This window comes from Prauserella rugosa, assembly GCF_000719975.1.
Lineage (GTDB): Bacteria > Actinomycetota > Actinomycetes > Mycobacteriales > Pseudonocardiaceae > Prauserella > Prauserella rugosa.
The window spans coordinates 113,057-138,891 of record NZ_JOIJ01000011.1; the positions used below are offsets into that span (position 1 = coordinate 113,057).

A 25,835-nucleotide genomic window follows, 5' to 3' on the forward strand; every position below is an offset into this window, starting at 1 on the left:
CCCCGAACCCGCGACACGGGGCCCTGGAAACGCAACACGGGCTTGGGTCCACCCGATCGTCGATCTTGACAACCCTGTATGTCAGTTGGATGCTGACGCTGACCGTACAGAAACCGGTGTGGTTCTCGCCGATCAGCGCAAGGAGGCGCGGATGGGACAGGGCAGCGTGCTGCGCGGCCGCTTCGGACGCACACGTCGCAGGGCCGGCGACGGCGAGCGGCGTTGCGTCGAGGGGAAGGTCGTCACGATCACCGGTGGCGCGCGGGGAATCGGTGCCAGGACAGCGGAAGCGCTCGTCGAGGCAGGCGCCGCGGTCGCGGTGGCCGACCTCGACGTCTCGGTACTGCCCGACCGCCTTCGCGATCACCCGCGGGTGCGGGCGTGGGAACTCGACGTCACCGACACCGCCGCGTACACCCGGTTCCTCGACGCGGCCGAGGACACGTTCGGTCCCCTCGACGTCGTGATCAACAACGCGGGCATCATGCCGCTCGGGCGGATCGACGACGAGCCGGACGAGGTGACCGCGAAACAACTGGCGATCAACCTGCACGCGGTGATCCACGGCAGCAGGGAGGCGGTCCGCCGAATGCGCCCGCGCGGCCGCGGACACATCGTCAACGTCGCCTCGGAGGCCGGCAAGATCGGCTTCGAGGGCGCCGCCACCTACTGCGCGACCAAGCACGGTGTCGTCGGCTTCTCCGACGCGCTCCGTGCCGAGCTGCACCGCAGCGGGGTGAACGTCTCGGTCGTCATGCCGTCGGTGGTGAAGACCGAACTCGCGACGGGCCTCGGCGAGTCGCGCGCCATCCGGCCGGTGACGCCGGAGGACGTCGCCGCGGCGATCGTCGCCACGCTCCGCGCGCCCAAGTTCGACGTGTACGTACCGGGCGACCTCGTCGTCGCCAACACACTGGGCGCGCTACTGCCCCGGGCACTGTCCGACGCGCTCCTGCGCGCCACGGGTGCCCACCGCGTACTCGGCGGCGCCGACCACACCGCACGCAAGGAGTACGAGGCGCGCGCCGTCGGATCGGCCCGCGACGCCGCGCACTGACCACATCGGACCAACGAGTCCGCCGTACCGGGAGCGCACATGGCATCACTGTTGGAACGCACGCAGCGCGCGGCGCGGGAGCGGCTGTCGTCGGTGCTGGCCGTTCCCGCACCGCGAGCCGTCGACGACGCGCTGCTGCGCTCGACCCACCTCGCCAGACCCGGCACCCTCGCCCAGCCACCCGCCGACAGCGGCCTCAAACCGGTCCCCGGCGACCACGGTCCCCCGCTCATCGGGCACACGCTGAGCTACATCCGGTTCGGCAACGAGTTCCTGCGCGACCGCTACGAACGGTTCGGCCCCGTGTCGTGGATGGGTTCGGTCGCCGCCGACGTCGTCACCGTCGGTGGACCAGACGCCACCCAACAGGTGCTGGTCAACCGGGACAAGGCCTTCTCCCAGGAAGGCTGGACCCAGATGATCGACGACTTCTTCCACCGCGGGCTGATGCTGCTCGACTTCGACGAGCACCGCATGCACCGGCGCATCATGCAGGAGGCGTTCACGCGCGACCGGCTCACCGGCTACGTCGCCGACATGGGTCCGTCCATCCGCCGGAATCTGCCGGACTTCGGCTCCGACCGGGCGGTGCGCATCTACTGGCCCATCAAACAGCTGACGCTGGACGTGGCCACCCAGGTCTTCATGGGCGGCCGCGGCGGAGACGAGAACCTCGACGAGATCAACCGCGCGTTCGTGGCCGCCGTGCGGGCCGCGACGTCGATCGTGCGCTATCCCCTGCCCGGCACCCGTTTCCGCGCGGGCATCCAGGGCAGGAAGACGCTCGAGGAGTACTTCCGCAGACACCTTCCCGCGGCGCGCGAGTCCGAGGGGACGGACCTGTTCGCGGGTCTGTGCCAGGCGGCGACCGGTGACGGAGAGCAGTTCAGCGACGACGACGTCGTCAACCACATGATCTTCCTGATGATGGCTGCGCACGACACCTCGACGATCACGACCAGCGCGGCCGCCTACTACCTCGGCAAACACCCCGAATGGCAGGAACGCGCCCGCAGGGAGTCGCTGGCACTCGGCGACGACGTGCCCGACATCCACGCCCTCGAGGGCCTCACCTCGCTCGACCTCGTCATCAAGGAAGCGCTGCGGCTCGTCGCTCCCGTGCCGACGCTGATGCGCATGACCGTGAAGCCGACCGAGATCGCCGGCCATCACATCCCCGCCGACACGGCCGTCGTCGCGGCACCGGGCGTGAACCACTTCGTGCCGGAGATCTGGACCGAGCCCGACCGGTTCGACCCCGAACGCTTCGCCGAGTCTCGCCGGGAGGACGCGGCGCACCGGTTCGCGTGGATCCCGTTCGGCGGCGGCGTGCACAAGTGCATCGGCATGCATTTCGGCACCCTCGAGGTGAAGGCGATCCTGCACGAGATGCTGCGCGCCTACAGCTGGACCGTGCCGGAGGGCTACCGGGCGCGATGGGACAACACGTCGCTGCCCGTTCCCGCAGACGGCCTGCCGATGCGCCTGCGCCGCCGCTGAAGCGACCGCACGAGCCGGACCGGTCAGTCCGGGATGACCTTGCCGGGGTTGAGGATCCCGTGCGGGTCGAGCGCGGCCTTCACGGCGTGGTGCATCGCGACGACCTCGGGGTCGAGTTCCTCACCCAGTCCCGGCCGTTTGAGCAGCCCCACGCCGTGCTCGCCCGTGACGGTGCCGCCCAGTTCCAGTGCGTCCCGGATGATGTCGTGGAACGCCTCCTGCGCGCGCGTGCGTGCCTCGTCGTCGCCCTCGGGCGTGCTCAACAGTGGGTGCAGGTTGCCGTCGCCCGCGTGCGCGATGTTGGCGATCGTGATGTCGTGGCGCTGCGCCGCGGCCTCGATCCGGGCCAGCATCTCGGGCACCGCCGCCTTGGGCACGCAGACGTCCTCGGTCAGCAACGGGCCGAGCCGTTCGAGGGCCGGGTAGGCGAGCCTGCGCGCGGAGAACAGCGCGTCCGCCTCCTCCTGGTCGGTCGACCGCGCGGCCCACGTCGCCCCGCCCTCTTCGAAACAGGCCAGCATGCGTTCGGCCTCCAGCTCGCCCGCGGCACCCGGCGCGTCGGTGCGGCCGAGCAGCACCACGTCGGCCTCGACGGACAGGCCCATGTTCTTCCACGCGTCGACGGCCGCCAGGCAGTGCCGGTCGACGAGTTCGAGGGCGGACGGCGTGATGCCGGCGTCGGCCACGGCGGCGACGGCCCTTCCCGCGTCGACGATCGACGAGAAGTAGCCCGCCACCGTGTGTTCCGGCTCGCGCAGCGGACGCAGCTTGACGGTGACCTCGGTGACCACGCCGAGCGTGCCCTCGGAGCCGACCATCAGACCCGCGAGGTCGTAACCCGCGACGCCCTTCGCCGTGCGGCGGCCAAGACGCACCAGCTCACCGGTGCCGGTGACGACCTGCATGCCCAGCACGTAGTCCCTGGTGACGCCGTACTTCACACAGCAGAGTCCGCCCGCGTTGGTCGCCACGTTGCCGCCGATGGTCGACCACGGCGCGCTCGCCGGGTCGGGCGGATACCAGAGGCCGTGCTCGGCGCACGCGGCACGTAGATCGTCGTTGACCACACCCGGTTCGACGACCGCGAGCCGTTCCGACTCGTCGATCTCCTTCACGGCCGTCATCAGCTCGGTTGACAGCACCACGCATCCGTCGACGGCGTTCGCACCACCGGACAGGCCGGTCCCTGCGCCGCGGGTCACCAACGGAGTCTCGTGCGCGATGCAGGCGCGGACCGTGGTCTGGACCTCCTCGGCCGTCCGTGGCCGGACGACCACCACCGGCTTGCCGTACGGCGCCCACTCGGCCTCGTCGTGGACGTATCCGGACGCGACGTCGGGGTCGGTCACGAGGCGGTCGGCGGGCAGGTCACGGCGCAGGTCGTCCAGCAGCATGACCCCACCATAATCCGCGGCCGGCACGCGCCGGGCGTGACGGAGCACTCCCCCACAGGAGTGCCGCCAGGCCCGATCTCCCGCAGCGATCAACCTGTGGTTCCCGCCGCCGCACGCAGCCCCCACGGCAGGAGAACAGCGACGAACGCGGTGAGGACGAGCGCGGCGGGCAGACCCGCGAGCGCCCATGCACCGAGCAGCAGCAGACCCGCGAGGTCGGTACCCACGCCCGCAACGGACGTCACGGTGGCGCGGGCGGTGCCGTCGATGTGTTCCTGCAGCCGCGCGTTCGCCACCACGAGCACGCCCCGATACACCGCGTAGAACCCGGCGACGAGCACGAGGGAGGACGGGCTCGCCCACACACCCGCGGCCGCGAACGCGCCCGTAGCCGCAAGCAGCAGCGGCCCCGCGCGAGCAGGGCGGACCCGGCCTGCCAGCAGAGCGCCGCACGCACCGGCGAGCGGAATGCCGAGCGTCGCCACCGGCACCCACTGCGGCGGCACGCCCCAGTTCTCCGCCAACAGCGGGAAGAACTCCTCGATGTCGTCGACCGAGGTCAGCAACGCCACGACGACGAGCACCCGGCGCACCGCCGGGGCACGAACCGCCTCGCCGATGCCGGCACGCAGCGTCGCGAGATACCCGCCGGTGGCACCGAGTCCGCTGCAGGCGCCGCCCGCCGCAGCGTGATCACCACCCCTGCACTCGCCACCATCGCCGGAGTCGGGGTCATCGCCCGCATCGTCACCGGCACCGTCACCGCCGGCACGTCGCCGGGACGGTTCGGGCAGCCGCGCCGCGAGGACGGCAGCACCGAGGCAGGTCCCGACACTGGCCCAGCCGACGAGGGCGAATCCGCCCCACGGAAACAGCACGGTCGCCGCGATGGCTGCGGGGATCTGGGCGATCAGTTCACACGAGCTGATCCGGCCGTAGAGTCGTTGGAACCGCGCGGGTTCGCCCAGGTCGACCAGGGCGTCGTACAGCCACGCCTCGAGCGCACCGGACACAAGTGTGCCGCCGATGCCCCACAGCACGAACCCCGCTGCGAACGCACCGAATTCGGGGAATGCGCTCCACAGGACGTATGCGAGCGCTTGCGCCACACCACCGGCGGCGATGGACCCCCGACGCGAGATCCGGTCGGCCAGCACGCCGGTGGGCACCTCGGCAAGGACACCGGTGATCGACCAGATCGCCAACAGCGCGGCGATCTCGGATTCCGAAAGCCCGCTGTCGGCGAACAACAGCGCGTAGAGCGGATAGAACGGAACCGAGTCGGCCAGCAGGGCCCAGGCGCTCGCGCGCCGGCCCAGGCGGCGGACCGGGTCCGCGGATGATTCAGGAACAGAACGTCAAGGTGGAGACATGCCTTACAAGCTACCCGCCGGCTCCACCTCGGTCGAGGCCTCATCGGTCACCGCGTGCGGCGCGCATCGCCGGTGAGGCCCGCTGACGACCAGAGGACTTCCTGGGCGCGATGGCGTCGACCACGCCACAACCCGAAGTCCGGGTCCCTGCCCAGGACGGGTCTGCACGAGCTGCCCTGCGAGCGCGCGATGCGGCTGCGCTCGCAGGGCAGCTCCGGGTCCGTGGCTCAGCGGAACGCGGCGGGAACCGTCATCAGATCGATTCCCCACAGATGGGGCAGCAGCAGCAACGAGGCGGCGACCAACACGATCAAGGCCGCGATGTTCAGCCAGAAGCCGATGCCGATCATCTCTCTGATCGTGACCTTGCCCGTACCGAACATGATGGCGTTGGGCGGAGTTCCCACCGGCAGCATGAAGGCACAGTTGGCCGCCATCGCGGTGGGCACCATCAGCGCGTAGGGATGGACCCCGAGCGCCAGCGCGAGCGCCGCCATCACCGGCAGGATCATCGTGCCGGTGGCCGCGTTCGACGTGATCTCGGTCAGGAAGAGCACCAGTCCGGCGGCGACGACGATGGTGACGACGATGTTCACGCCGTCCAGCACCATCAGCTGTTCGCCGATCCACTCGGAGAGACCGGTGTCGGTGAAGCCGCCCGCGATGGCCAGACCGCCACCGAACAGCAGCAGGATTCCCCATGGGATCTTGGTGGAGTCCTCCCACTTCAGAATGCGCGGCTCCTCGGCGTCCCGGGTCGGGAGCGCGAAGAGGATCACGGCGGCGGTCACCGCGATCATGCCGTCGCTCAGGCCGGGGATCAGGTCCTCCCACAGGAACGTGCGGGTCACCCAGAAGAACGCGGCCCCGAGGAACACGGCCAGCACGGCCTTCTCCTCGCGCGAGATACCGCCCAGCGAACGCTTCTCGTCGCGGATGACCTGCCTGCCGCCGGTCAGCGTGGTGAAGCCGAACCGGAACCGCACGAAGGTCAGGTAGAACCACGCGAACGCCAGCAGCACGACGACCACCGGAACACCGAAGGCCATCCACCCGGCGAAGGAGATGGTCTGACCGAACATCTGCGATGTCGTCGCAGCCAGGATCGCCAGCGGTGGTGTGCCGATCAGGGTGCCGAGACCGCCGATGGTCGCTGCGTACCCGATCGCGAACACGATGCACTTCTCGAACTTGGGCACCTCGTCGGCGTACTGACCGTCGCGCAGCACTCGAGCCGTCTGATAGGCGACCGCGAGACCCACGGGGATCATCATCATCGTGGCGGCCGTGTTGGACACCCACATGGACAGGAACGCCGTGGCGATCATGAATCCGAGAATGATCCGGCGTGGACTCGTGCCGACCAGCAACACGATGGACAGCGCGATGCGCTGATGCAGGTTCCACTTCTCCATGGCGATGGCCAGTGCGAACCCGCCGAGGAACAGGAAGACGATGTCGTCGCCGTAGGACGAGACGACGTCGTCGCCCTCCATCGCGCCGGTGACCGGCAGCAGGACGATCGGCAGCAGCGAGGTCACCGGGATCGGCACGACCTCGGTGATCCACCACGTGCCGATCCAGAGCGTGCTGGCGAGAACGGCCACGCCCTCCCTGGAGAGCCCGTCGGGCTCGAAGAACAGCAGGGTCAGCAGGAACAGTGTCGGCCCGAGCACGAGCCCGACCATGCGAGCGGGCCCGAAGCTTCCCGGCCTGCCGCCGCCGGAGGACCCGCCCCGATCGCCGTCCGGCCCACTCGCGGCCGAACCGGAGACGTCACCGGATCCGGCAGCGACGTGTTCCCGTTCCGGCTGTTTCCGCGCCGAGAACATCAACAGACGTTTGATCTGCCGATGGGATTCCCATAGTTGGTCCCAGATTCCGGGGAGAGAGTATGCCGCCATTGCCATGTCTCGCCTTCTTCGAGGGTGGGGTGCCGGGATCAGGTGTGCAGGCCGCGGAGGATCTCGTAGAACTCGGCCTTGCCTTCGAGGCCGATACCGGGACGGTCGCCGGGGGCGATCCGGCTGCCGGAGACGACGGCGTCGTCGGTGAATCCACCCGTGGGCTGGAACTCGCCCGGGTAGGACTCGTTACCGCCCAACTTCAGCGCCGCCGCGATGTGCAGGGAGAACTGGTGACCACCGTGCGGAATGCACCGCCGGGACGACCAACCGTGCAACGCCAGCATGTCCAGCACCCTGCGGTACTCGGTCAGCCCATAGCTCAGCGCCGGGTCGACCTGGATGTAGTCGCGGTCGGGGCGCATTCCGCCGTAACGGATCAGGTTGCGTGCGTCCTGCAGGGAGAAGAGATTCTCGCCCGTCGCGATGGGATTGCGGTAGTGCTCCGAGAGTGTCGCATTGAGACGGTAGTCGAGCGGGTCGCCGACCTCCTCGTACCAGAACAGGCCGTACGGTTCGATCGCCCGCGCGTACTCCAGAGCCGTGTCCAGGTCGAACTTGCCGTTGACGTCGACCATCAGCCGGGATCCGGCGCCGTCGAGCACCTCGAGGACGGCTTCGATGCGCCGGAGATCCTCGGACAGGTCCGCACCACCGATCTTCATCTTCACGACGTCGTATCCGGCATCGAGGAAACCACGCATCTCGTTCTGCAGGTCCCGGTGCGTCTTGCCGGGTGCGTAGTACCCGCCCGCCGCGTAGACGAAGACGTCGTCGTCGGGTTCGCCGTCACCGTAGTGGTCGGAGATCCAGCGGTACAGCGGAACGCCCGCGGCCTTGGCCGCCAGGTCGTGCAAAGCCATGTCGAGCACGCCGACCGCGACCGACCGTTCGCCGTGGCCGCCGGGCTTCTCGTTGCGCATCATGACGTCCCAGGCCTTCGCCGGGGAGAGCTCGCCGTTCTCGTCCAGCAACTCCTCGGCGGAGGCCTCCTGCAGCCGCGGCAGCATCCGCTCGTTCATGATGGCCGTGGCGTTGTAGCGGCCGTTGGAGTTGAAGCCGTAGCCGACCAGCGGCTTGCCGTCGACGACCACGTCGCTCACGAGCGCGACGATCGTGCAGTCCATTTTGGAGAAGTCGATGTACGCGTTGCGCATCGGCGAACTGATCGGGATGGTGCCGACGTGGGCGGAGACGATTCGCATGGTGCTCTTTCTGTCGTGCCGGGGCCGTGCGTTGATGCGGCCGATGCCGCAGGAAGCTACTCTTATAAGAGTCTTATAAGAAGACGTAGGCCGTACAGACGTTGTGACGCGTGACACAACGGAATGGGAAAGGGGTCCGCCATCGTCAGCCAGAATGACCGTGTGGACGGGTCCTCGAGCAAAGGCGCGCTCGCCTACCGCGAGCTGCGCAGGCGCATCATCTCCGGCGAACTCGAGCCGGGGTCCCGCCTGTCGCAGTACGAGCTGGCCGACGAGCTCAGGATGAGCATCACGCCGCTGCGCGAGGGGATCCGGCAGCTGGCCAGCGAGGAGTGGCTGCACATGGACACCTACCGCGACGTCCGGGTCGCCCCGGTGGATGCGGAGGAGGCCCGCGAACTGCTGGAGGTGCGGCTACTGCTCGAGCCGACAGCCACCGAGCTCGCCGCGCAACGGCGCACCGACGCGGAGGTCTCGGCCATGAAGGCCGCCGCCGAGGCGCTCCTGCCGGTCACCAGGACCTGGGGCGAGGAGGCCATCCGGGCACACCGGGAGTTCCACCGGGCGATCTACCGCGCCTCGCACAACCACGTGCTGATCCGGATGCTCGACGGCCTGTGGGACAAGGCCGACCGGTACCGGCACGTCGGCCTGCAGCTCCCGGTCGGCGACGAACCGCGCGGGCTCGATCTGGAACAGCACCACCAGATCCTCGACCTGGTGATCAACGGAGAGGGGCGAGGAGCGGCCGAGCTCGTGCGCACCCACATCCACAACAGCCTCGGCGCCTCGGTGACCGAAACACTCGACAACCCACCGGGTGCCACGCGAGACTGAGGACGCCCGCTCCCCTGTGGTGTGGGTGCCCGTCGGCGCTCCCGAGTCCAGGCAGCGTTACCCGGCTCAGCGCGTGATGCCGGCCAGTGCTCGGACCACCGCGATGCACTGGTCCTCGACGTAGTCCATCCCCGCCTCGGCCGCGATCGTGCGTGCCTCCTCGGAGATGATGCCCTGCTGCAGCCACAACGCGGTGGCGCCGATCGCCGCGGCGTCCCTGGCGACCGCGGCCGCCTCGCCCGAGGGACGGAACACGTCGACGATGTCGACGTGCTCGGGAATGTCGGCCAGCGAGCGGTAGACCCGCTCACCGAGCAGGACGTCCGCGCTGGGGTGCACGGGAATCACCCGGAACCCTGCCGACTGCATCGCCGCGGGCACCGAATGCGCCGACTTGGCGGGGTCCCTGCTCAGGCCGACGACGGCGATCGTCGACGCCTCCGACAGCACCCGCTCGGCGGTCGCGGTATCACTCATGGCGACCAGCCTAATCGCGATACCAGCGGGGTGAGGTGTTCAGCGGTGGCGCCATCTCGGCGCCGACCACCAGCAGGTTCGGCTCGTCGGAGCGCGTGAACTCGCGCAGCCGTCGACGGAACGCCCTGCCGAAGCCGTCGACCCGATCGGCGTGGACCCCGAACGACTTGGCCAGCCCGACGAAGTCCGGCGTGACGAGGTCGACGCCCTCGTGCGGCAGTCCCGCCCGGGTCTGGTCGTAGCGCAGCATGCCGTACCCGCCGTCGTCGACGACCACGACCGTGATGGGCAGTTTCTCCTGCATGGCCGTGGCCAATTCGCCCACGCCGTACAGGAAGCCACCGTCACCGGTTACGCACACGGCACGGCCGGCACCCGCGGCCACCCCGAGCGAGGCGGGGAACCCGAATCCGAGCGTGCCCCAGCCCATCGGATAGGCCAGCTTCCGCGGCGCCGTCACGCGGTAGAAGCCGCCGATCCAGTAGCCGGCCACGCACATGTCCGACACCAGCACCGCCTCGTCGGGCAGGGTTTCCGCGAGTGCCGACAGGAACTCGGCGGCCTGCGGCTCCTCCCTGCGGATCCGCCTGCGCACCCGGGTCTCGATGTCGGCCAGCCTGCGCGAGAGCTCCCGCAGTCCCTGCCGACGCGGCATCCCGAGCGCCAACTGTTCGGTGACCTCCCTGGCATCACCGGTCAGCTGCACGTCGGGAACGTAGTTCTTCGCACCGTCGACGGGATCGATGTTGATGCTGATCAGCGTGGGCGGCTTCGGCATCCGCCAGTTCTGGGTCATCATGCCGTCGAAATCGGTGCCGACCGCGAGCACCACGTCGGCCTCGTCCCACAGCGCGCCGACCTCAGGCGTGTGCACCGGGTTGGGTGCGCGGCAGGGATGGTCGGGCGGCACGATTCCGCGCGCGGCATAGGTGGTGACGATCGGCGCGGCCAGGCATTCGGCGAGGGCGCCGAGGGGCTCGCCCGCGCCCGCGCGCAACGCGCCACCGCCCGCCCAGATCAGCGGACGGCGCGCCGTGCTCAGCAATTCCCTGGCCTGCAACAGATCCGCGACGTCGACCCGGTGGATCACCTCGGTCACGTCCGCGGGCAGCGGATCGGCTGCGGGCGCGGTGAGGAAATCGGCCGGGATGCCGACGTAGACCGGACCGCTCTGCGGACGCCGCGCCACCCGGCCCGCCCTGCGGACCACCCGCGCGATGTCGTCCGGATCCTCGACGGTGAACGCCGCCTTCGTCACCGGGGCGAACATCGCCTGCTGGTCGGACGTCTCGTGCAGCACCCCGCGGACGACACCCGGAGTGCGCAATGTGGACGGTACGTCGGTCGCGATGACGAGCACGGGGGACGCCGAGGCCTGCGCCTCACCGACGGCGGCCAGCGTGTTGGCCGCACCGGGCCCGGTCGTCACCAGTGCGACGCCGAGCCTGCCCGTGGCCCTCGCGTAGCCGTCCGCGGCGAACGCCGCCGACTGCTCGTGCCGCACCCCGAACAGCCGGATCGCCCGCTCCGACAACGCGTTCCATGCGGGCAGGTTGTGCACGCCCGGCAACCCGAAAACGCGGTCGACCTCGAGCTCGCACAGCGCGTCGGCGAGCCGCCCGCCTCCCGTACGTCCTCCGCTCGCTGCCACGCCGAGAGGATACGGGCACGCCTCACCCGTGCGGGGTGACGGCCTCCTGCTCGGGTGGCGGGGGCGGAGGCGTACCGTTGCCGAACGGCCGTCCGCCCAGTTCCTCCCTGCCGTGCGGGCTCGTCCAACCGGCCAGATCCGGTCCCTTCGGCACGATCCGCGTGGGATTGACCTGCTCGTGCACCTGGTAGTAGTGCCGTTTGATGTGGTCGAAATCCACGGTGTCGCCGAATCCCGGAGTCTGGAACAGATCGCGCGCGTAGGCCCACAGCACCGGGAGTTCGGTCAGCTTGTGACGGTTGCACTTGAAGTGCCCGTGGTAGACGGCGTCGAACCGCACGAGCGTGGTGAACAACCGGATGTCGGCCTCGGTGATCGTGTCCCCGACGAGATAACGCTGCCGGGACAACCGCTCCGACAACGCGTCGAGACGCGCGAAGAGCCGGTCGTAGGCGTCCTCGTAGGCGGCCTGTTTGGTGGCGAAACCCGCCTCGTAGACCGCCGCGTTCACGTCGCGGTGAACGTCGGCGTTGACCGCGTCGATCTCGTCGCGCAGTGCCTCGGGATACAGCTCGGGAGCGCCGTCCCGCTGGTGGGCGGTCCACTCGGTGTCGAGGTCGAGCGTGATCTGCGGATAGTCGTTGGTAACGAGCTTGCCGCTCGGGACGTCGACGATCGCGGGCACGCTGATCCCGCCGTCGTAGTGCGGATCGGCCTTCTCGTAGGCCTCGTGGAGGAAACCGATGCCGAGGACCGGGTCGACGCCACCGGGATCGAGGGTGAATCGCCAGCTGCGTTCGTCCTGGATCGGGTCGGCCACCGCCAGCGAGAGCACGCCTTCCAGTCCCAGCAGCCTGCGGACGACGAGCGCCCTGCTGGCCCACGGGCACGCACGGCTGACGACCAGCCGGTACCGGCCCGGTTCGACGGGCCAGCCGTCCCTCCCGTCGGCCGTGATGCGGGCGGTGAAGGCGTTGGGGGCGCGGTGGAATTCGCCGGTGTCCGGATCCGTCGGAATCGTCATGACCCCGACGCTAGTGCGTACACTCGGCCCACCGCAGGCGACCGGCCGCAACGGGGCGGGCGGTCGCGGCACGTGAGAGGTGGCGCCGATGTCGCTGATGCCCGTGACCGACTCGATGTTCCTCGCCGTGGAGAGCCGCGAACACCCCATGCACGTCGGCGGCCTCCAGCTGTTCACCCCTCCCGACGACGCCGGGCCCGAGTACCTACGCGAACTCCGGCAGACGCTGCTCGAGCGCACGAGCGTGCGCGACACCTTCCAACAGCGGCTGCGCAGACCGGTGAACACGGCCGGATACCTGGCATGGCAACGGGATCCGCAACTCGACCTCGACTACCACTTCCGCCATTCGGCACTGCCCAGTCCCGGCCGGATCCGTGAACTGCTCGAACTGACCTCACGCTGGCACAGCACGCTGCTCGACCGGCACCGCCCGCTGTGGGAGGTGCACCTGGTGGAGGGGCTGGCCGACGGGCGGTTCGCCCTCTACAGCAAGATCCACCACGCGGTGATGGACGGGGTGTCCGCACTGCGGCAGCTGACCGACGTGCTCTCCGAGGACCCGGCCGACCGCGACTGTCCGCCGCCGTGGGGCAAACGCCGCGCGGCCGCGCCCTCGCCACGGGCGACGGTCACGCCGGCCGACACGATCCGTGCGGTGACGGGAGCGGCCCGGCAGCTGGCAGGCACCCCGGCCGCGGCGGCGCGGATCGCCAAGGAGGCCTTCCGCGCGCAGGCGTTGACGTTGCCGCTCCAGGCGCCGAGGACGATGTTCAACGTGCCGATCGGTGGCGCGCGGCGGTTCGCGGCGCAGTCGTGGCCGTTGGAGCGGGTCCGCGCCGTGGCCTCGGCGGCGTCGGTGACCCGCAACGACGTCGTGCTCGCGATGTGCGCCGGAGCGTTGCGCGAGTACCTGATCGACGCCCACGCCCTGCCGTCCGCGCCGCTGACCGCGATGGTGCCGGTGTCGATGCGCTCCGGCTCGGGGTCCTCGGCGTCCGGTTCGGGTTCGGCGGCCGGTTCGACCGCCGCGCCGCAGGCGTCGGGCAACCAGATCGGCGCGCTGCTGGCGAACCTCGGCACCGACCTCGGCGATCCCGCCGACCGGCTGGCCACGATCGCGCGGTCGACGGCGGAGGGCAAACGCCTGTTCCGCGAACTCACGCCGTTGCAGGCACTGCTGCTGTCGGCGCTGAACGTGGCACCGCTCGCGGCGAGTCCGCTGCCGGGGTTCGCCACGGCCACGCGTCCGCCGTTCAACCTGGTGATCTCGAACGTGCCGGGACCGCGCAGGCAGATGTACTGGAACGGCGCACGGCTCGACGGCATCTATCCCGCCTCGGTCCTGCTCGACGGGCAGGCGCTGAACATCACGCTGACGACGACGGGTGACGACCTCGACGTCGGCATCACCGGATGCCGGCGCAGCGTGCCGCACCTGCAACGCCTGCTGAGCCACCTCGACACCGCGTTGACGGACCTGGAGAAGGCCGTGGCCTGACCGTCCTGTGCGCGTCCGCGGCAGGCTCAGGCGATGCCTTCGGGGCTGGCGCCGGTCACCGGAACGCCGGCCGCGGTGATGCGCTCGATCTCCGCGATGTCGTCGGCGGTCAGCTGCACGTCGGCCGCTGCGACGCTGTCGGCGATGTTGCGTGCCCGGCGCGCGCCGACGATGGCCACGTGGATGCCGGGCTTCGCGAGCGTCCAGGCGATCGCGATCTGGCTGACGCTCGCGTTCTTGCCGGCCGCGAACTCCTTCAGCTCGTCGACCACGGCCAGGTTCCGTCTGAAGTTCTCGCCCTGGAACGCCGACGACTGGGAACGCCAGTCCGACTCCTCGAACGTCGAGTCCGCCGTCAGCGCGCCGGTGAGCAGTCCGCTGCCGAGGGAGCTGTAGACCAGCACACCGATGTCGTTCTCGCGTGCGTACGGCAGCGGGTCGGTCTCGATGTCCCTGCGCAGCAGGTGGTACGGCGGCTGCAGGGTCTCGACGGGACGGGTGCGGTCGAACGCGGCGAGCTGCGCGGAGTCGTAATTGGACACACCGGCGTGGCGGATCTTGCCCTCGTCGACCAGTTCCTGCAGCGCCGAGGCCGTCTCCTCGGCCGGGGTCTGCTCGTCGGGCCAGTGCACCTGGTACAGGTCGATGTGGTCGACCCCGAGGTGACGCAGGCTCTGCTCGACGCCGCTGCGCAGGTACTCGCGCGTGGCCTTGCGGGGCCGGTCGCTGCCCGGGTCGATGCCGCCCTTCGTGGCGATGACGACGCTGTCGCGATCGCGCTCCAGGTCCGGTCGCAGCGCCTTGCCGAGCAGCTCCTCGGAGGCGCCGAATCCGTACGCCTGCGCCGTGTCGAAGAAGGTCACGCCGAGCTCGCGTGCCTGCCGGATGGCGCCGATCGCCGCGTCCTCGTCGAACGAGCCCCAGTCGCCACCGATCTGCCAGGTCCCGAAGCAGATCCGGGACACGTTCAGTCCGCTCCTGCCCAAAGTGATCGTCTGCATACCCCCAGGATTACTCCGAACGGGCGCATGGCGCATGGCGACGTCCGCCTTCTCACCCTCGGGAATACACCCGCGAGCCGACCGCAACGCCGCCCGACACCGCGCGACCCCGGGGCGCTCAGGTGCGCCGGCTCAGGGGCGCTCGGCTGGCCGGTCGGTCGGCCACGGGTTGATCTCCTCGACGAGCTTGGCCACGGCGAGCACCAGGTCGTCGGAGTGCCGTGGCCCGACGATCTGCAGCCCCACCGGCAGTCCCTTCGACGTGAACCCCGCGGGAACCGTGATCGCGGGCTGCTGGGTCATGTTGAACGGGTAGGTGAACCGCGTCCACTCCGGCCACGTCTCGTACGGCCCCGACGGGGGCACGTCGTGGCCTGCCTCGAACGGCTGGATCGGCATCGTCGGGGTGATCAGCACGTCGTAACGGGTGTGGAACTCGCCCATATGGATGCCGAGTTCCGCACGGGTGGCGCTGGCCTCGAGGTAGTCGCTCGCCGAGTAGGTGCGGCCCTGCTCCCAGACGCGGCGCAGTCCGGGATCGACGAGGTCCTCCGAGCCCGCGGGGAACGTGTCCAGCCACTTGGCGGCACCGGTGGACCACAGCACCCCGAACGCGTCGGCCGGATCGCTGAATCCGGGGTCGGCGTCCTCGACGTGCAGCCCGGCCTCGCCGAGCTTGGCCACGACCGACACGACGGCCTGCGCGATCTCCGGATCGACGTCGACGTATCCGAGGTCGGCCGAGTAGGCCGCGCGCAGGCCCCGCACGTCCCTGCGCACCGCCTCGCGATAGGTGCTCAGGGGCGGCGGGAGCGCGTTGGGGTCGCGGTGGTCGGCGGTGACCAGCACGTCGAGCAACAGCGCGGTGTCGTCCACGGACCGCGTCATCGGACCGGCGTGCGACAGGGGGCCGAACGGGCTCGCCGGGTACAGCGGGATGCGGCCCGCCGTCGGTTTGAAACCGACGATGCCGCAGAACGAGGCCGGGATCCGCACCGATCCCCCGCCGTCGGTGCCCACCGACAACTCGCCCATGCCTGCGGCGACGGCCGCGGCACTGCCGCCACTCGACCCGCCCGGGGTGAGCGCGGTGTTCCACGGATTGCGGGTGATGCCGTCGAGCGGGCTGTCGGTCACGGCCTTCCAGGCCAGCTCGGGTGTGGTCGTCTTGCCGAGGAGCACGAGACCGTGTTCGCGCATCCGCGCGGTCACCGGACTGTCGATCTCCCACGGCTGGTCGGGATCGATGCACCGCGATCCGCGCAGGGTCGGCCAGCCCTCGGTGAGGAACATGTCCTTCACACTCGACGGCACGCCGTCGAGCCAGCCGATGGGGTTGCCCTCACGCCAACGCTCCTCGGAGGCGTGCGCGGCGTCCAGCGCCACCTCCGGATCGACCCGGGTGTAGGCGCGCAACTCGGTGTCGCGCTTCTCGATCGCCGCCAACGCGGCTCGGGTCGCCTCGACCGGGGACAGCTCCCCCGTCGAGTACGCGGCCACGAGTTCGCTGGCCGTCAACAGGGACGGAGTGCTCTCCATGCCTCTCCTCACGCGCCGATGCGTCAGCTCCCCGAGGGAACGTAACCCAGTTGTTTGTCCACCACGTTCCGCAGGGGTTCCCCCGCACGCCAGCGGCGGAAGTTCTCCGCGAACACCGCCACCAGCTCGTTGCGCCACCCGACGACGTCACCCGACATGTGCGGCGAGATCAGCACCTGATCCATGGTCCACAAGGGATGGTCGGCGGGCAGGGGCTCGGTGTCGAACACGTCGAGCGCCGCGCCCGCGATGTCGCCGGCACGCAACGCCGCGACCAGGTCCGCGGTGACGACCAGTTCGCCTCGCCCGACGTTGACGAACCGTGCCGACGGCTTCATCGCGGCGAAGGCCCGCGCGTCGAACATGCCCTTGGTCTGGTCCGTCAGCGGCGCGATGGCCACGACGTAGTCGGCATCGGGAAGGTGGTCGGTGAGCCGGTCGGTCGCGTGCACGGTGCCGAAGTCGGGGTCGTCGTCACGGGCTCGCCTGCCCGCCCCCGAGACGCGCAGTCCCGCGGCGCGCAGCATCCGCGCGATCGCCCTCCCGATCGGCCCGGTCCCCACCACCAGTGCCGACGTGCCCGCGATGCGCTCGGTCTCGCGGTGTTTCCAGGTCCGCTCGTCCTGCAGCCGCAGCGAACGCGGCATGTCCTTGGCGAACGCGAGGATCTGGCCGAGGACGTACTCGGCGATCGAGTCGTCGAAGACGCCGCGCGAGTTGGTCAGCACCACGTCGCTCGCGCGCAGTTCGGGGAACATCACCGGGTCGACACCCGCGGCCGCGATGTGGAGCCACTGCAGGCGGTCGGCCGCGTGCCAGGCCGAGGGCAGCGCCGTGGACAGGAACTCGTACATGAACAGGGCATCGGCGCCGCGCAACGCGTCGGAGAGGCCGGCCGCGTCGGTGTAACGGACCTCGGCCACGTCCTCGATGGGACCCATGTCCGGAGGATGTTCGTCGCCGCGGAACACGGTCAGCACGGGCGTGCGGGCATCGGTCACCGTCGCAGTCACCGTTGACACGCTATGAGCAGGTCGTATGATTGTCAACAATCCGAGGAACACCCCCGGAGGCCCACTTCTGCCTGCTCCCGCATCTGTGCCGCCGCCCGGAGGTCGAACCTTGGACGTACCAGCCGTGGACTTCCAATCCTTCGAAGGGCCACTCGCCCAACGAGGGATCGGGATCATCGCACCGTTCGATCTCGCACTCGAACGGGAGCTGTGGCGCTGGGTTCCGCTCGAGGTCTCGTTGCATCTGGCCAGGACGCCGTACGAACCCGTGCCCGTCAGCATGGAGATGGCGCACCTGGTCAGCAACTCGCAGCACCTGGCCGCCGCCACGCGGGACGTGCTCCACGTCGAGCCCGAGGTCGTCGCCTACCTGTGCACGTCGGGCAGTTTCGTCGCCGGGGTCGACGCCGAGCGCACGCTGCGCAAGGTCATCTGCGGCGCGGGCGCGCCCGACGCGGTGACGACGTCCGGGGCGCTGGCCGAGGTGCTCGACCTGCTCGGCCTCGACCGGGTTTCGGTGCTGACGCCCTACGACGCCGACCTCACCGGCAAACTGCACGAGTTCCTCGCCGAGCTCGGCGTGCGCACGGTGTCGAGCGACCACCTCGGCCTCGGCGGCGGCATCTGGAAGGTCAGCTACGCCACGATCGCCGAACGCATCCTGGCCGCCGATCACGGCGACGCCGAGGCGATCTTCGTCAGCTGCACCAACCTGCCCACCTACGACCTCATCGAGCCGTTGGAACAGACCCTCGGCAAGCCCGTCCTCACGGCGAACCAGCTGACGATGTGGGCCTGCCTGCAACGCATGGGACTGCCGATCGTGGGCCCCGGTGCTTGGCTGCGTGAGGTCGCCTGAGCTCACTTGACCGAGATCCGAGGATTGTTGACAATCCTGCGAGGAGGTTCATCGTGCCCACGATCGGTTTCATCTATCCGGATCACGCCGCCGAGGACGACTACCCGCTGGCCGAACGGATCCTGGGAGACGGCACGGCGCTGCCCGTCGAGCACATCTACGGCACCGACCTGCACGCCGTGCCCGAGCTGCTCGACCTCGGATCGCCGGCCCGCCTCGCCGAAGGCGCCTCGTTGCTCGCCCGGCACGAACCGGACGCCGTGGTGTGGGCCTGCACGAGCGGCAGCTTCGTCTACGGCTGGGACGGCGCGGCCGAACAGGTCGCCGGACTCTCCGAGGCCGCGGGTGGCAAACCCGCGTCGAGCACGTCCTTCGCCTTCGTCCACGCCGCACAGACGCTCGGGGTGCGGAAGGTCGCCGTCGCCGCGAGCTACCCCGACGACGTCGCGAAGCTGTTCGTGGAGTTCCTCGGGCGCGGCGGTGTCGACGTGGTCTCGATGTCGGCGGCCGACATCGACACGGCCGCCGAGGTCGGCGAGCTGCCTCCGGAGCAGGTGGTCACGCTCACCGTCGACCGCGACCACCCCGACGCCGACGCGCTCCTGGTGCCCGACACCGCCATGCGCACCCTCGGACTGGTCGACGACATCGAGACCCGGATCGGCAAGCCGGTGCTCACGGCCAACCAGGTGACCGTGTGGGAGGGCCTGCGGATCGCCGGCGTCACCCGCGCCTACGACGGACTCGGCACACTGCTGCGTACCGAGGGCCGACGATGATCGCCGACATCGAACCGGTCAACCGCGAGTCCACCGCCGCGATCATCGCCCGCCAGCTGCGCGAGGCCATCATGAACGGCGCACTGCAGCCGGGCACGCAACTGGGCGAGGCCGACCTCGCCGCCCAGTTCCAGGTTTCCCGCGGTCCGCTGCGTGAGGCGATGCAGCGGCTCGTGTCCGAGGGCCTGCTGCGCAGCGAACGGCACCGCGGCCTGTTCGTCATCGACCTCGAACCCGGCGACGTCCAGGACATCTACGCCGCGCGTACGGCCGTGGAACGGGCGGCGGCGACCCTGGTGGTCCGATCCACCGACCGCGACGAGGTGGCCGCGACGCTCGACGACGCGGTCAAGGCCATGGCCGAGGCCGACGAGGAGGGTAACGCCACCGCGTTGTCCGAGGCCGACCTCCGGTTCCACGAGGCGCTCATCGAGGCGTCGGGCAGCCCTCGTCTTCGCCGCATGGCCAGGACGCTGATGATCGAGACGCGGATGTGCCTTTCCGCCCTGCAGCGGACCTACACCGGCGGTTACGGGGCCGACGAGCGCATCGCCGAGCACCGGGCGATCATCGACGCCGTCCGCACAGGCGACGAGCCCCGGCTCCTGCGCCTCATCGAGGAGCACATGGCCGACGCCGTGCACCGGTTGGCACCCGGCACCGGCCTGCACGCCGACGGAGACGAGCGGATCGGCGACTCGGCCTGAGGCGACTCGAGTTCAGACCGAGCCGGCCTCGGGCGACTCGACCCGGCGCGCCTCGACCCCGGCGCTGCTCTCCGCGGCCCGGAACCGTCAGCCGTCGCGACGGGCTCCGCGGCACACGTACGTCATCGCGGGAGGCAGGTTGCGCCACACCGGCGACTGGACCTCCACGTCCTCGAACGTCGCCTCCACGGCCGCACGGAACCGCTTCGACCCGGGAATCCGCGCCGCGTGGACGTAGGCGAACGTCGAGAAGACACCGTGCGGAGCCAGCGGTGAGGTGATCTCGCCGAGCAGCTTCCACTGCAGCTCGGAGGGGAACAGGGACCACGGGAGCCCGCAGAGCATGGCATCCACCGACGTCACACCCCGATCGGCGAGCAGGGTGCCGAGCTCGGCGGCGTCGCCGTGCACGACCTCGACGTTCGGGAAGGTGCGCTCCAGGTGGTCGGCCATCCGCTCGTCCAGCTCGACGGCCAGGTAGCGCCCGTCGGCGGGCACACGCTCCTGGAGGAGTCTGGTGAACGCGCCGGTGCCGGCGCCGATCTCCACGATGGTCGGTGCCTCGACGGCCGGGACGGCGGACGCCATGCGCGCCGCGAGAGCACGCGAGCTCGGCGCCGCGGCTCCGACCGTCTTCGGATTGCGGACCGCCGCCGACACGAACGGGGGCAGCGAGCGCTTCAGGGCATCGATCATGCCCCCCACGATCCGGGATCCATCCGCGCCGCGCTTCGTGTTGCAGATCACATTCGGTCCGGACCACGACAAACGCCCGAGAATCCGACGGTGTGCGTCTCGAAACCCGGTCACGCCTTCGCCCATATCCGCCTAAATCGGACACTCACCGGGTGTACCGAGTCGCGCACGGAGTGTCCGATTCGCCGACCCGGGTGCCGCTTTCGGCTTCTGTCCTCGCATCGCACGGCCTGTCGGATTCGTCCGCGCCTGCCGTGTCGACTTCGGACACTCGCGAGCGACGGGAGCCCGCCACGAACACGGCCAGCAGCACGATCACCGCGACGCCCGCCACGGTCACCGCCGTCCCCACCCGCTGGTACAGCTCTCCGGCCAGCAACCCGACCGTCGTGCCCGTCGTGGCCCAGACCCCTGCCGACGTGAGCTGGCAGGCCGTGAACACCCGGTACGGCATGCCCTGCGCACCCGCAATGCGCGGAACGAAGGTCCGGACGCCGACGATCCACTGTCCGGCGACGACGGCCGTCCTCGGCCCCCGGTCGACGAGGTCGACGGCGGCCTCCCCGGGTGCGCGCCGCCGAACCCGCGCGAGCAGGCGGGCGAACCCCGCCCGCCTGCCGAGGCGGTACGCGATCTGCCCGCCCGCCATGGCGGCCCCCACCGCCGCGGGATAGCCGAGGCCGGGATGAACCAGCCCCGTCGAGATCGCGAAGCCCAGGGCCAGCAGCGCACTCAGGCCCGGCAGCACGAGCCCGACCACGAGCGCCGTCTCGCAGAGGATCAGCACCGCCGCGACACCGACGAACAGCGGCGGAGCCGTCCGGCCTACCGCATCGAGGCAGGCGACACCCAGGTCGATCATCCGGCCGTGGCCACCGGTCCGCCCGCCACGGGTTCCCTGGCCACGTACGTCAACGCCGGGGGCACGTTGCGCCACACGACGGGTTCCGCGCGCACCTGGGCGAACGTCTCCCCGAGCACCGCCCGGAACCGCCGGGCGCCCGCGATAGCCGTGGCGTGCGCGTAGGCGAAGGTCGTGAACGACGCTCCCTCCGCGAGCACGCCTGCGACCTCGCCGAGCACGGCGCGCTGGTCGGCCTCGGGCAGCAGCGACCACGGGAGGCCGCACACCACCGCGTCCACGGTGGACACGTCTCGGCAGGCGAGCAGCTCGCGCAGCCGCGCCGCGTCCCCGTAGACGACGTCCACACCAGGGCAGGTCGCCTCGACGTGCGCGGCCAGTCCGGCGTCCCGTTCCACGGCGATCACCCGTCCCCAGGACGGGACGCGGCTGCGCAGTTCGCGGGTGAACACCCCCGTACCCGCACCGATTTCCACCACGGTCGGGTTGCCGCTCGTGGGCACGTGCGCACTCATCCGCCTGGCCAGGGCCTGCGAGCTCGGGGCGATCGCGCCGACCAGGCCGGGGTGCCGCAGTGCGGCGGCGAAGAAGCGAGCCCAATCACGGGACCGCGGGACAGTCGTGTCTGTTGCCGGAGTCTTCTTTGCCGGGGTGGCTGATTTCGTCATGCCACCACGATCACGGGAGAACGCCCCGGGCGGATCGGCCTCTCGGCCATGATCGCCGGCCACTCGCACGAGCGGGTACTCCTCCCTGGGGAGGAGGAGAAACCCCGAGACGATGCCTAGAGTCCGCATCGTGCCCTCGCAGTCGACACCGGACGATCCGGCGCAGCAGCACCCGGCGCGGCCGAACCGGGAACAGCAGGCCGCCGCGCGCCCGGCGCGGTGGTGGGCGCGGGTTCCGCCGCTGGCTGTGCGCGCACTGGCACCGATCTACGCGGTCACCTACCTCCTGGTGCTGGCGGGCACGCCCGCCGGACCGCGGGAGTGGGCGCTGAGTCTCGCGTCGGCCGGACTGCTGCTGGCAGGCGGACGGTTGCCCACGGTGGTGGCGCTCGCCCAGGCGCCGCTGTTCCTCCTCGCCGTGCAGACCACCGTGTCGGCCAGCCACCTCGTCCCGCTGTTCGCGGCGGCGTCACTGGCCGAACTCGTCTACCGCCGCCGCGGACCGGTGCTCTGGGCGTGTGTCGCGGGCGCCGCCGGCGTGGTCGCACCGCTGATCGACTGGGCCGATCCGCCACTCGGCGTGGTGCGGGTGCTGTTGGCGGTCGGCTCGCCCGTGGTCGCCGGGGCGTGGCTGCGCGCCCAGCGGGGCTACATGCGTCAGGCCGAGGAGCGCGCCGAGGAGGCCGAGCGGACGAAACTGATCCGCGAGCAGGCTGCACGCGCGGAGGAGCGAACGGCCATCGCGCGCGAACTCCACGACGTCGTGGCGCATCACGTCGCGTCGATCTCGCTGCGGGTCGGCGTCGCCAGACATGTGGTGTCCACATCGGACCCTCAGGTCACGGCGGTGCTCGACGACGTGCACGCCACGGCCGCCACCGCACTAACCGACCTGCGCAGGCTCGTGGCGGTGCTACGGGGCGGTCCCGACGACGCTCCCGGCGACAGCGCCGGGAGCGGTGCCCGAAGGCTGGCGCTGACCAAGCCCGCGGCGCTGGAGGCCGAGCTTCGCGGTGCCGCGCAGCGGGCACGCAGCGCCGGGATCGACGTCACCGCCGACATCGCACCGACACCACCCGCCATGGACGCGCTCTGCGGAGCCACCGTGCTGCGCATCGCCCAGGAGGGCCTGACCAACGTACTCAAACACGCCGGTGCCGGCGCCCAGGCACGGCTGACCGTGCACTACGACGACGGGGCCGCCGGTTCGGTCGCCGTCGTCGAGGTGGCCGACTCCGGTGGCGGATCGGGCGCACCGGACCCCCACGTCGCGGAGGGCGGAGGACACGGGTTGGTGGGCATGGCCGAACGCGTCGCCCTCGTCGGCGGACGACTCGAGGCCGAACGACACGGGCAAGGATGGCGGTTGCACGCCGAGGTGCCCGTCGACGCGGAAAGGAGCAGCGCATGATCCGGGTCCTCCTCGCGGACGACCAACAGCTCGTCCGGGCAGGCCTGCGGATGCTGTGCGAGTCCACAACGGACATCGAGGTCGTCGGCGAGGCGGCGGACGGCCAGCAGGCACTGGCCGAGGCCGAACGCACGCGGCCCGATCTGGTCGTGATGGATCTGCGCATGCCGGGAATGGACGGCATCACCGCCACCCGGCGGCTGATCGAACGCGGATCACCGGCGCGGGTTCTGGTCCTGACCACGTTCGACGACGACGGTCACCTCTACCCCGCGCTGTCCGCGGGTGCCTGTGGGTTCCTCGCGAAGGACGCCACCCCGGAGGCGTTGCTCGACGCCATCCGCCGTGCCGCGGCGGGCGACAGTCCATTCAGCCCGCACGTGCTGCGCAGGCTCGTCCGCAGCGCCGTGGACCAGCGCGCCGCACCACCACCCGCGCCGCCCGCGGACCTCACCGACCGGGAGCGGGAGGTACTGAGTTTGGTGGCCGAGGGCCTGTCGAACGCCGAGATCGCGTCGCGGCTGCACGTCAGCGTCACGACGGTCAAGACCCACATCAGCAATCTGCTGGCGAAAACGGGAACCGACAACCGGGTTCGTCTCGCCATGAGCGCGCTCGGCGGCCGGCCGGAGCCGGGCCCGCGCTGACCGTTAACCACACAGGTCAGCCGTCCCCGGCGGCGAACGTGACACGGACGCCGCCGAGGACGGAAGGAAGCCGCACCGCGGTCACAGGCCGCCGATGGCGATGTACTTGGTCTCGAGGAACTCGTCGATGCCGACGCTGCCGCCCTCGCGGCCCAGACCGGACTGCTTCACGCCGCCGAACGGAGCGGCCGCGTTCGACACGACACCTTGGTTCAGGCCGACCATGCCGGTCTCCATCCGCTCACTGACCCGGATCGCCCGCGTGAGGTCCTGCGTGTAGACGTAGCCGACCAGCCCGTACTCGGTGTTGTTGGCGGCGGCGAGCGCCTCGTCCTCGGTCTCGAACGTCGAGATCGGGGCCACCGGGCCGAAGATCTCCTCCGAGCTCATCCGCGCCTCCCACGGCACGCCGGTGAGCACGGTCGGCTGGTAGAAGTTGCCCGGACCGTCCACAGTGGCCCCACCGGTGAGCACCTTCGCACCGCGCTGGGCAGCGTCGGCGACGAGCTCGGAGACCTTCGCGATGGCGTCGGAGTCGATCAGCGGACCGACCACGACGCCGTCCTCGGTGCCCCGGCCGATCGGCAGGCCCTCCATGCGCTCGGTGAGCTTGCGCGAGAACTCGTCGGCGACCGAACTGTGCACGTAGAACCGGTTGGCCGCCGTGCACGCCTCACCGATGTTGCGCATCTTGGCCTGCATCGCACCGTCCACCGCGGCGTCCAGATCGGCGTCCTCGAACACCAGGAACGGCGCGTTGCCACCCAGCTCCATCGAGGTGCGCATCACCGTGCCCGCACACTGCTCCAGCAACTTCCTGCCGACCGCGGTCGATCCGGTGAACGACAGCTTCCGCGCCCTGCCGTCGCGGATCAGCGGTTCGATCAGCCCGCCCGCGTCGGAGGTGGTCACCACGTTCAGCACGCCGTCGGGCAGTCCGCACTCGGCCAGGATCTCGGCCAGCGCCAGCATCGACAGCGGCGTCTGCTCGGCAGGCTTGATCACCATCGTGCAGCCCGCGGCGATCGCCGGTCCGATCTTGCGCGTGCCCATCGCCATCGGGAAGTTCCACGGCGTGATCAGCAGGCATGGGCCGACCGGCTGCTTGGTGACGAGGAACCGGCCGGTGCCGTTCGGCGCGACCGCGTAGCCACCGTCGATGCGCACGGCCTCCTCGGCGAACCAGCGGAAGAACTCGGCCGCGTAGGCGATCTCACCCTTGGCCTCGGCGAGCGGCTTGCCCATCTCGAGGGTCATCAGAAGGGCGAGTTCCTCCTGCCGCTCCATCAGCTTCTCGTAGGCACGGCGCAGGATCTCGCCGCGTTCCCTCGGTGCGTGCGCGGCCCACTCGTCCTGCGCGGCCACGGCGGCGTCCAGAGCGGCGACCCCGTCCTGCGGGGAGCCGTCGGAGATCGCGCACAGCGTCTCGCCCGTCGCCGGGTCGGTCACCTCGAGCGTCGCGTTCCCGGACGCCGGGGTCCACTTGCCGCCGATGAACAGCTCCTTGTTCACCGCCGAGACCACGCCGGCTTCACTGACCGTGCTCATGCCACAGCTCCCAAGTTCGTCGAATCGTCCAGTCACTCCGAGCTCTTGTCACCCGGTACCACGCTGCCACCACCGCGGGTATCCGCGCACCCCGCCGACCACCGCGGCAATGCTACGAACATTGTTGACAATCTACAACCCTGCCGACTACAACCGGAGCTACAGCTCGGACGCCCCGAGCC

The 25,835-nt window shown here is 70.3% G+C and carries 23 protein-coding genes; 9 read left to right on the forward strand and 14 right to left on the reverse strand.

The genetic code is table 11. The features are described from left to right. Positions 1–118: 118 nt before the first annotated feature. A complete protein-coding gene (locus IF64_RS0116615) occupies positions 119–1,057 on the forward strand; it encodes an SDR family oxidoreductase (protein ID WP_246134759.1) in 939 nt (312 codons plus the stop codon). Positions 1,058–1,096: 39 nt separating this feature from the next. Continuing rightward, complete coding sequence (locus IF64_RS0116620) at positions 1,097–2,557, forward strand: cytochrome P450 (protein WP_030533046.1); 1,461 nt, start codon at positions 1,097–1,099, stop codon at positions 2,555–2,557. A gap of 23 nt (positions 2,558–2,580) precedes the next feature. On the opposite strand, the gene IF64_RS0116625 is transcribed toward IF64_RS0116620, so the two are convergent. From IF64_RS0116625 to IF64_RS0116640, 4 genes are all read right to left on the reverse strand, one after another. Next, positions 2,581–3,951, reverse strand: a complete 1,371-nt coding sequence (locus IF64_RS0116625) for an FAD-binding oxidoreductase (RefSeq protein ID WP_030533047.1) — start codon at positions 3,949–3,951, stop codon at positions 2,581–2,583. A gap of 89 nt (positions 3,952–4,040) precedes the next feature. Beyond that, positions 4,041–5,270, reverse strand: coding sequence for an MFS transporter (locus tag IF64_RS0116630; protein WP_281292285.1), 1,230 nt, complete (start codon positions 5,268–5,270; stop codon positions 4,041–4,043). A gap of 281 nt (positions 5,271–5,551) precedes the next feature. Further along, entirely contained in the window at positions 5,552–7,234 is a 1,683-nt protein-coding gene (locus tag IF64_RS0116635; RefSeq protein WP_246134761.1) for an SLC13 family permease, read from the reverse strand. 32 nt (positions 7,235–7,266) lie between these two features. Further along, positions 7,267–8,433, reverse strand: coding sequence for a mandelate racemase/muconate lactonizing enzyme family protein (locus tag IF64_RS0116640; RefSeq protein WP_030533050.1), 1,167 nt, complete (start codon positions 8,431–8,433; stop codon positions 7,267–7,269). A gap of 162 nt (positions 8,434–8,595) precedes the next feature. Here IF64_RS0116640 and IF64_RS0116645 point away from each other — a divergent pair, with 162 nt between their 5' ends. Then, a complete protein-coding gene (locus IF64_RS0116645) occupies positions 8,596–9,270 on the forward strand; it encodes a GntR family transcriptional regulator (protein ID WP_030533051.1) in 675 nt (224 codons plus the stop codon). Between the two features lie 66 nt (positions 9,271–9,336). Here the strand turns inward: IF64_RS0116645 and IF64_RS0116650 are convergent, their stop codons facing one another. From IF64_RS0116650 to IF64_RS0116660, 3 genes are read right to left on the reverse strand one after another with little or no spacing between them, the layout of a single operon-like run. Further along, complete coding sequence (locus IF64_RS0116650; protein ID WP_030533052.1) at positions 9,337–9,747, reverse strand: CoA-binding protein; 411 nt, start codon at positions 9,745–9,747, stop codon at positions 9,337–9,339. Between the two features lie 10 nt (positions 9,748–9,757). Further along, positions 9,758–11,398 carry a thiamine pyrophosphate-binding protein gene (locus tag IF64_RS0116655; protein WP_030533053.1) on the reverse strand — a complete coding sequence of 547 codons (1,641 nt, stop codon included), beginning with the start codon at positions 11,396–11,398 and terminating at the stop codon, positions 9,758–9,760. 22 nt (positions 11,399–11,420) lie between these two features. After that, positions 11,421–12,422, reverse strand: a complete 1,002-nt coding sequence (locus IF64_RS0116660; protein ID WP_030533054.1) for a glutathione S-transferase family protein — start codon at positions 12,420–12,422, stop codon at positions 11,421–11,423. Between the two features lie 88 nt (positions 12,423–12,510). Here IF64_RS0116660 and IF64_RS0116665 point away from each other — a divergent pair, with 88 nt between their 5' ends. Next, positions 12,511–13,923 (forward strand): WS/DGAT/MGAT family O-acyltransferase, encoded by a 1,413-nt coding sequence (locus tag IF64_RS0116665; RefSeq protein WP_030533055.1) that lies wholly within the window; start codon positions 12,511–12,513, stop codon positions 13,921–13,923. A gap of 26 nt (positions 13,924–13,949) precedes the next feature. On the opposite strand, the gene IF64_RS0116670 is transcribed toward IF64_RS0116665, so the two are convergent. The 3 genes from IF64_RS0116670 to IF64_RS0116680 form a co-directional block, all read right to left on the reverse strand. After that, a complete protein-coding gene (locus IF64_RS0116670; protein WP_030533056.1) occupies positions 13,950–14,924 on the reverse strand; it encodes an aldo/keto reductase in 975 nt (324 codons plus the stop codon). 132 nt (positions 14,925–15,056) lie between these two features. Next, positions 15,057–16,463: an amidase gene (locus IF64_RS0116675; protein WP_030533057.1), complete on the reverse strand. Its 1,407-nt coding sequence runs from the start codon at positions 16,461–16,463 to the stop codon at positions 15,057–15,059. A 23-nt stretch (positions 16,464–16,486) separates the two neighbouring features. Beyond that, a complete protein-coding gene (locus IF64_RS0116680; RefSeq protein ID WP_145600777.1) occupies positions 16,487–17,404 on the reverse strand; it encodes a D-2-hydroxyacid dehydrogenase in 918 nt (305 codons plus the stop codon). A 181-nt stretch (positions 17,405–17,585) separates the two neighbouring features. Here IF64_RS0116680 and IF64_RS0116685 point away from each other — a divergent pair, with 181 nt between their 5' ends. Genes IF64_RS0116685 through IF64_RS0116695 form a run of 3 tightly spaced genes read left to right on the forward strand, consistent with a single transcriptional unit; the run spans position 17,586 to position 19,821 of the window. Beyond that, on the forward strand, positions 17,586–18,335 hold the full coding sequence (locus tag IF64_RS0116685) for a maleate cis-trans isomerase family protein (protein WP_030533059.1): 750 nt from the start codon (positions 17,586–17,588) through the stop codon (positions 18,333–18,335). Between the two features lie 53 nt (positions 18,336–18,388). Beyond that, a complete protein-coding gene (locus IF64_RS0116690; RefSeq protein WP_030533060.1) occupies positions 18,389–19,114 on the forward strand; it encodes a maleate cis-trans isomerase family protein in 726 nt (241 codons plus the stop codon). Next, positions 19,111–19,821: a GntR family transcriptional regulator gene (locus IF64_RS0116695; RefSeq protein WP_030533061.1), complete on the forward strand. Its 711-nt coding sequence runs from the start codon at positions 19,111–19,113 to the stop codon at positions 19,819–19,821. Before IF64_RS0116690 ends, IF64_RS0116695 begins: the two co-directional genes overlap by 4 nt. Before the next feature lie 87 nt (positions 19,822–19,908). On the opposite strand, the gene IF64_RS0116705 is transcribed toward IF64_RS0116695, so the two are convergent. The 3 genes from IF64_RS0116705 to IF64_RS0116715 form a co-directional block, all read right to left on the reverse strand. Continuing rightward, entirely contained in the window at positions 19,909–20,517 is a 609-nt protein-coding gene (locus IF64_RS0116705) for a class I SAM-dependent methyltransferase (protein WP_030533062.1), read from the reverse strand. Positions 20,518–20,662: 145 nt separating this feature from the next. Continuing rightward, a complete protein-coding gene (locus IF64_RS26145) occupies positions 20,663–21,379 on the reverse strand; it encodes a DedA family protein (protein ID WP_051757925.1) in 717 nt (238 codons plus the stop codon). Next, positions 21,376–22,047 (reverse strand): class I SAM-dependent methyltransferase, encoded by a 672-nt coding sequence (locus IF64_RS0116715; protein ID WP_051757926.1) that lies wholly within the window; start codon positions 22,045–22,047, stop codon positions 21,376–21,378. Before IF64_RS0116715 ends, IF64_RS26145 begins: the two co-directional genes overlap by 4 nt. Before the next feature lie 130 nt (positions 22,048–22,177). Here IF64_RS0116715 and IF64_RS0116720 point away from each other — a divergent pair, with 130 nt between their 5' ends. Together IF64_RS0116720 and IF64_RS0116725 are read left to right on the forward strand one after the other, a co-directional pair. Further along, complete coding sequence (locus IF64_RS0116720) at positions 22,178–23,458, forward strand: sensor histidine kinase (protein ID WP_084705914.1); 1,281 nt, start codon at positions 22,178–22,180, stop codon at positions 23,456–23,458. Next, positions 23,455–24,105, forward strand: coding sequence for a response regulator (locus IF64_RS0116725; protein WP_030533066.1), 651 nt, complete (start codon positions 23,455–23,457; stop codon positions 24,103–24,105). The genes IF64_RS0116720 and IF64_RS0116725 overlap by 4 nt, the downstream gene beginning before the upstream one ends. Positions 24,106–24,186: 81 nt before the next feature. Here the strand turns inward: IF64_RS0116725 and IF64_RS0116730 are convergent, their stop codons facing one another. Further along, complete coding sequence (locus IF64_RS0116730) at positions 24,187–25,653, reverse strand: NAD-dependent succinate-semialdehyde dehydrogenase (RefSeq protein WP_030533067.1); 1,467 nt, start codon at positions 25,651–25,653, stop codon at positions 24,187–24,189. Between the last annotated feature and the right edge of the window lie 182 nt (positions 25,654–25,835).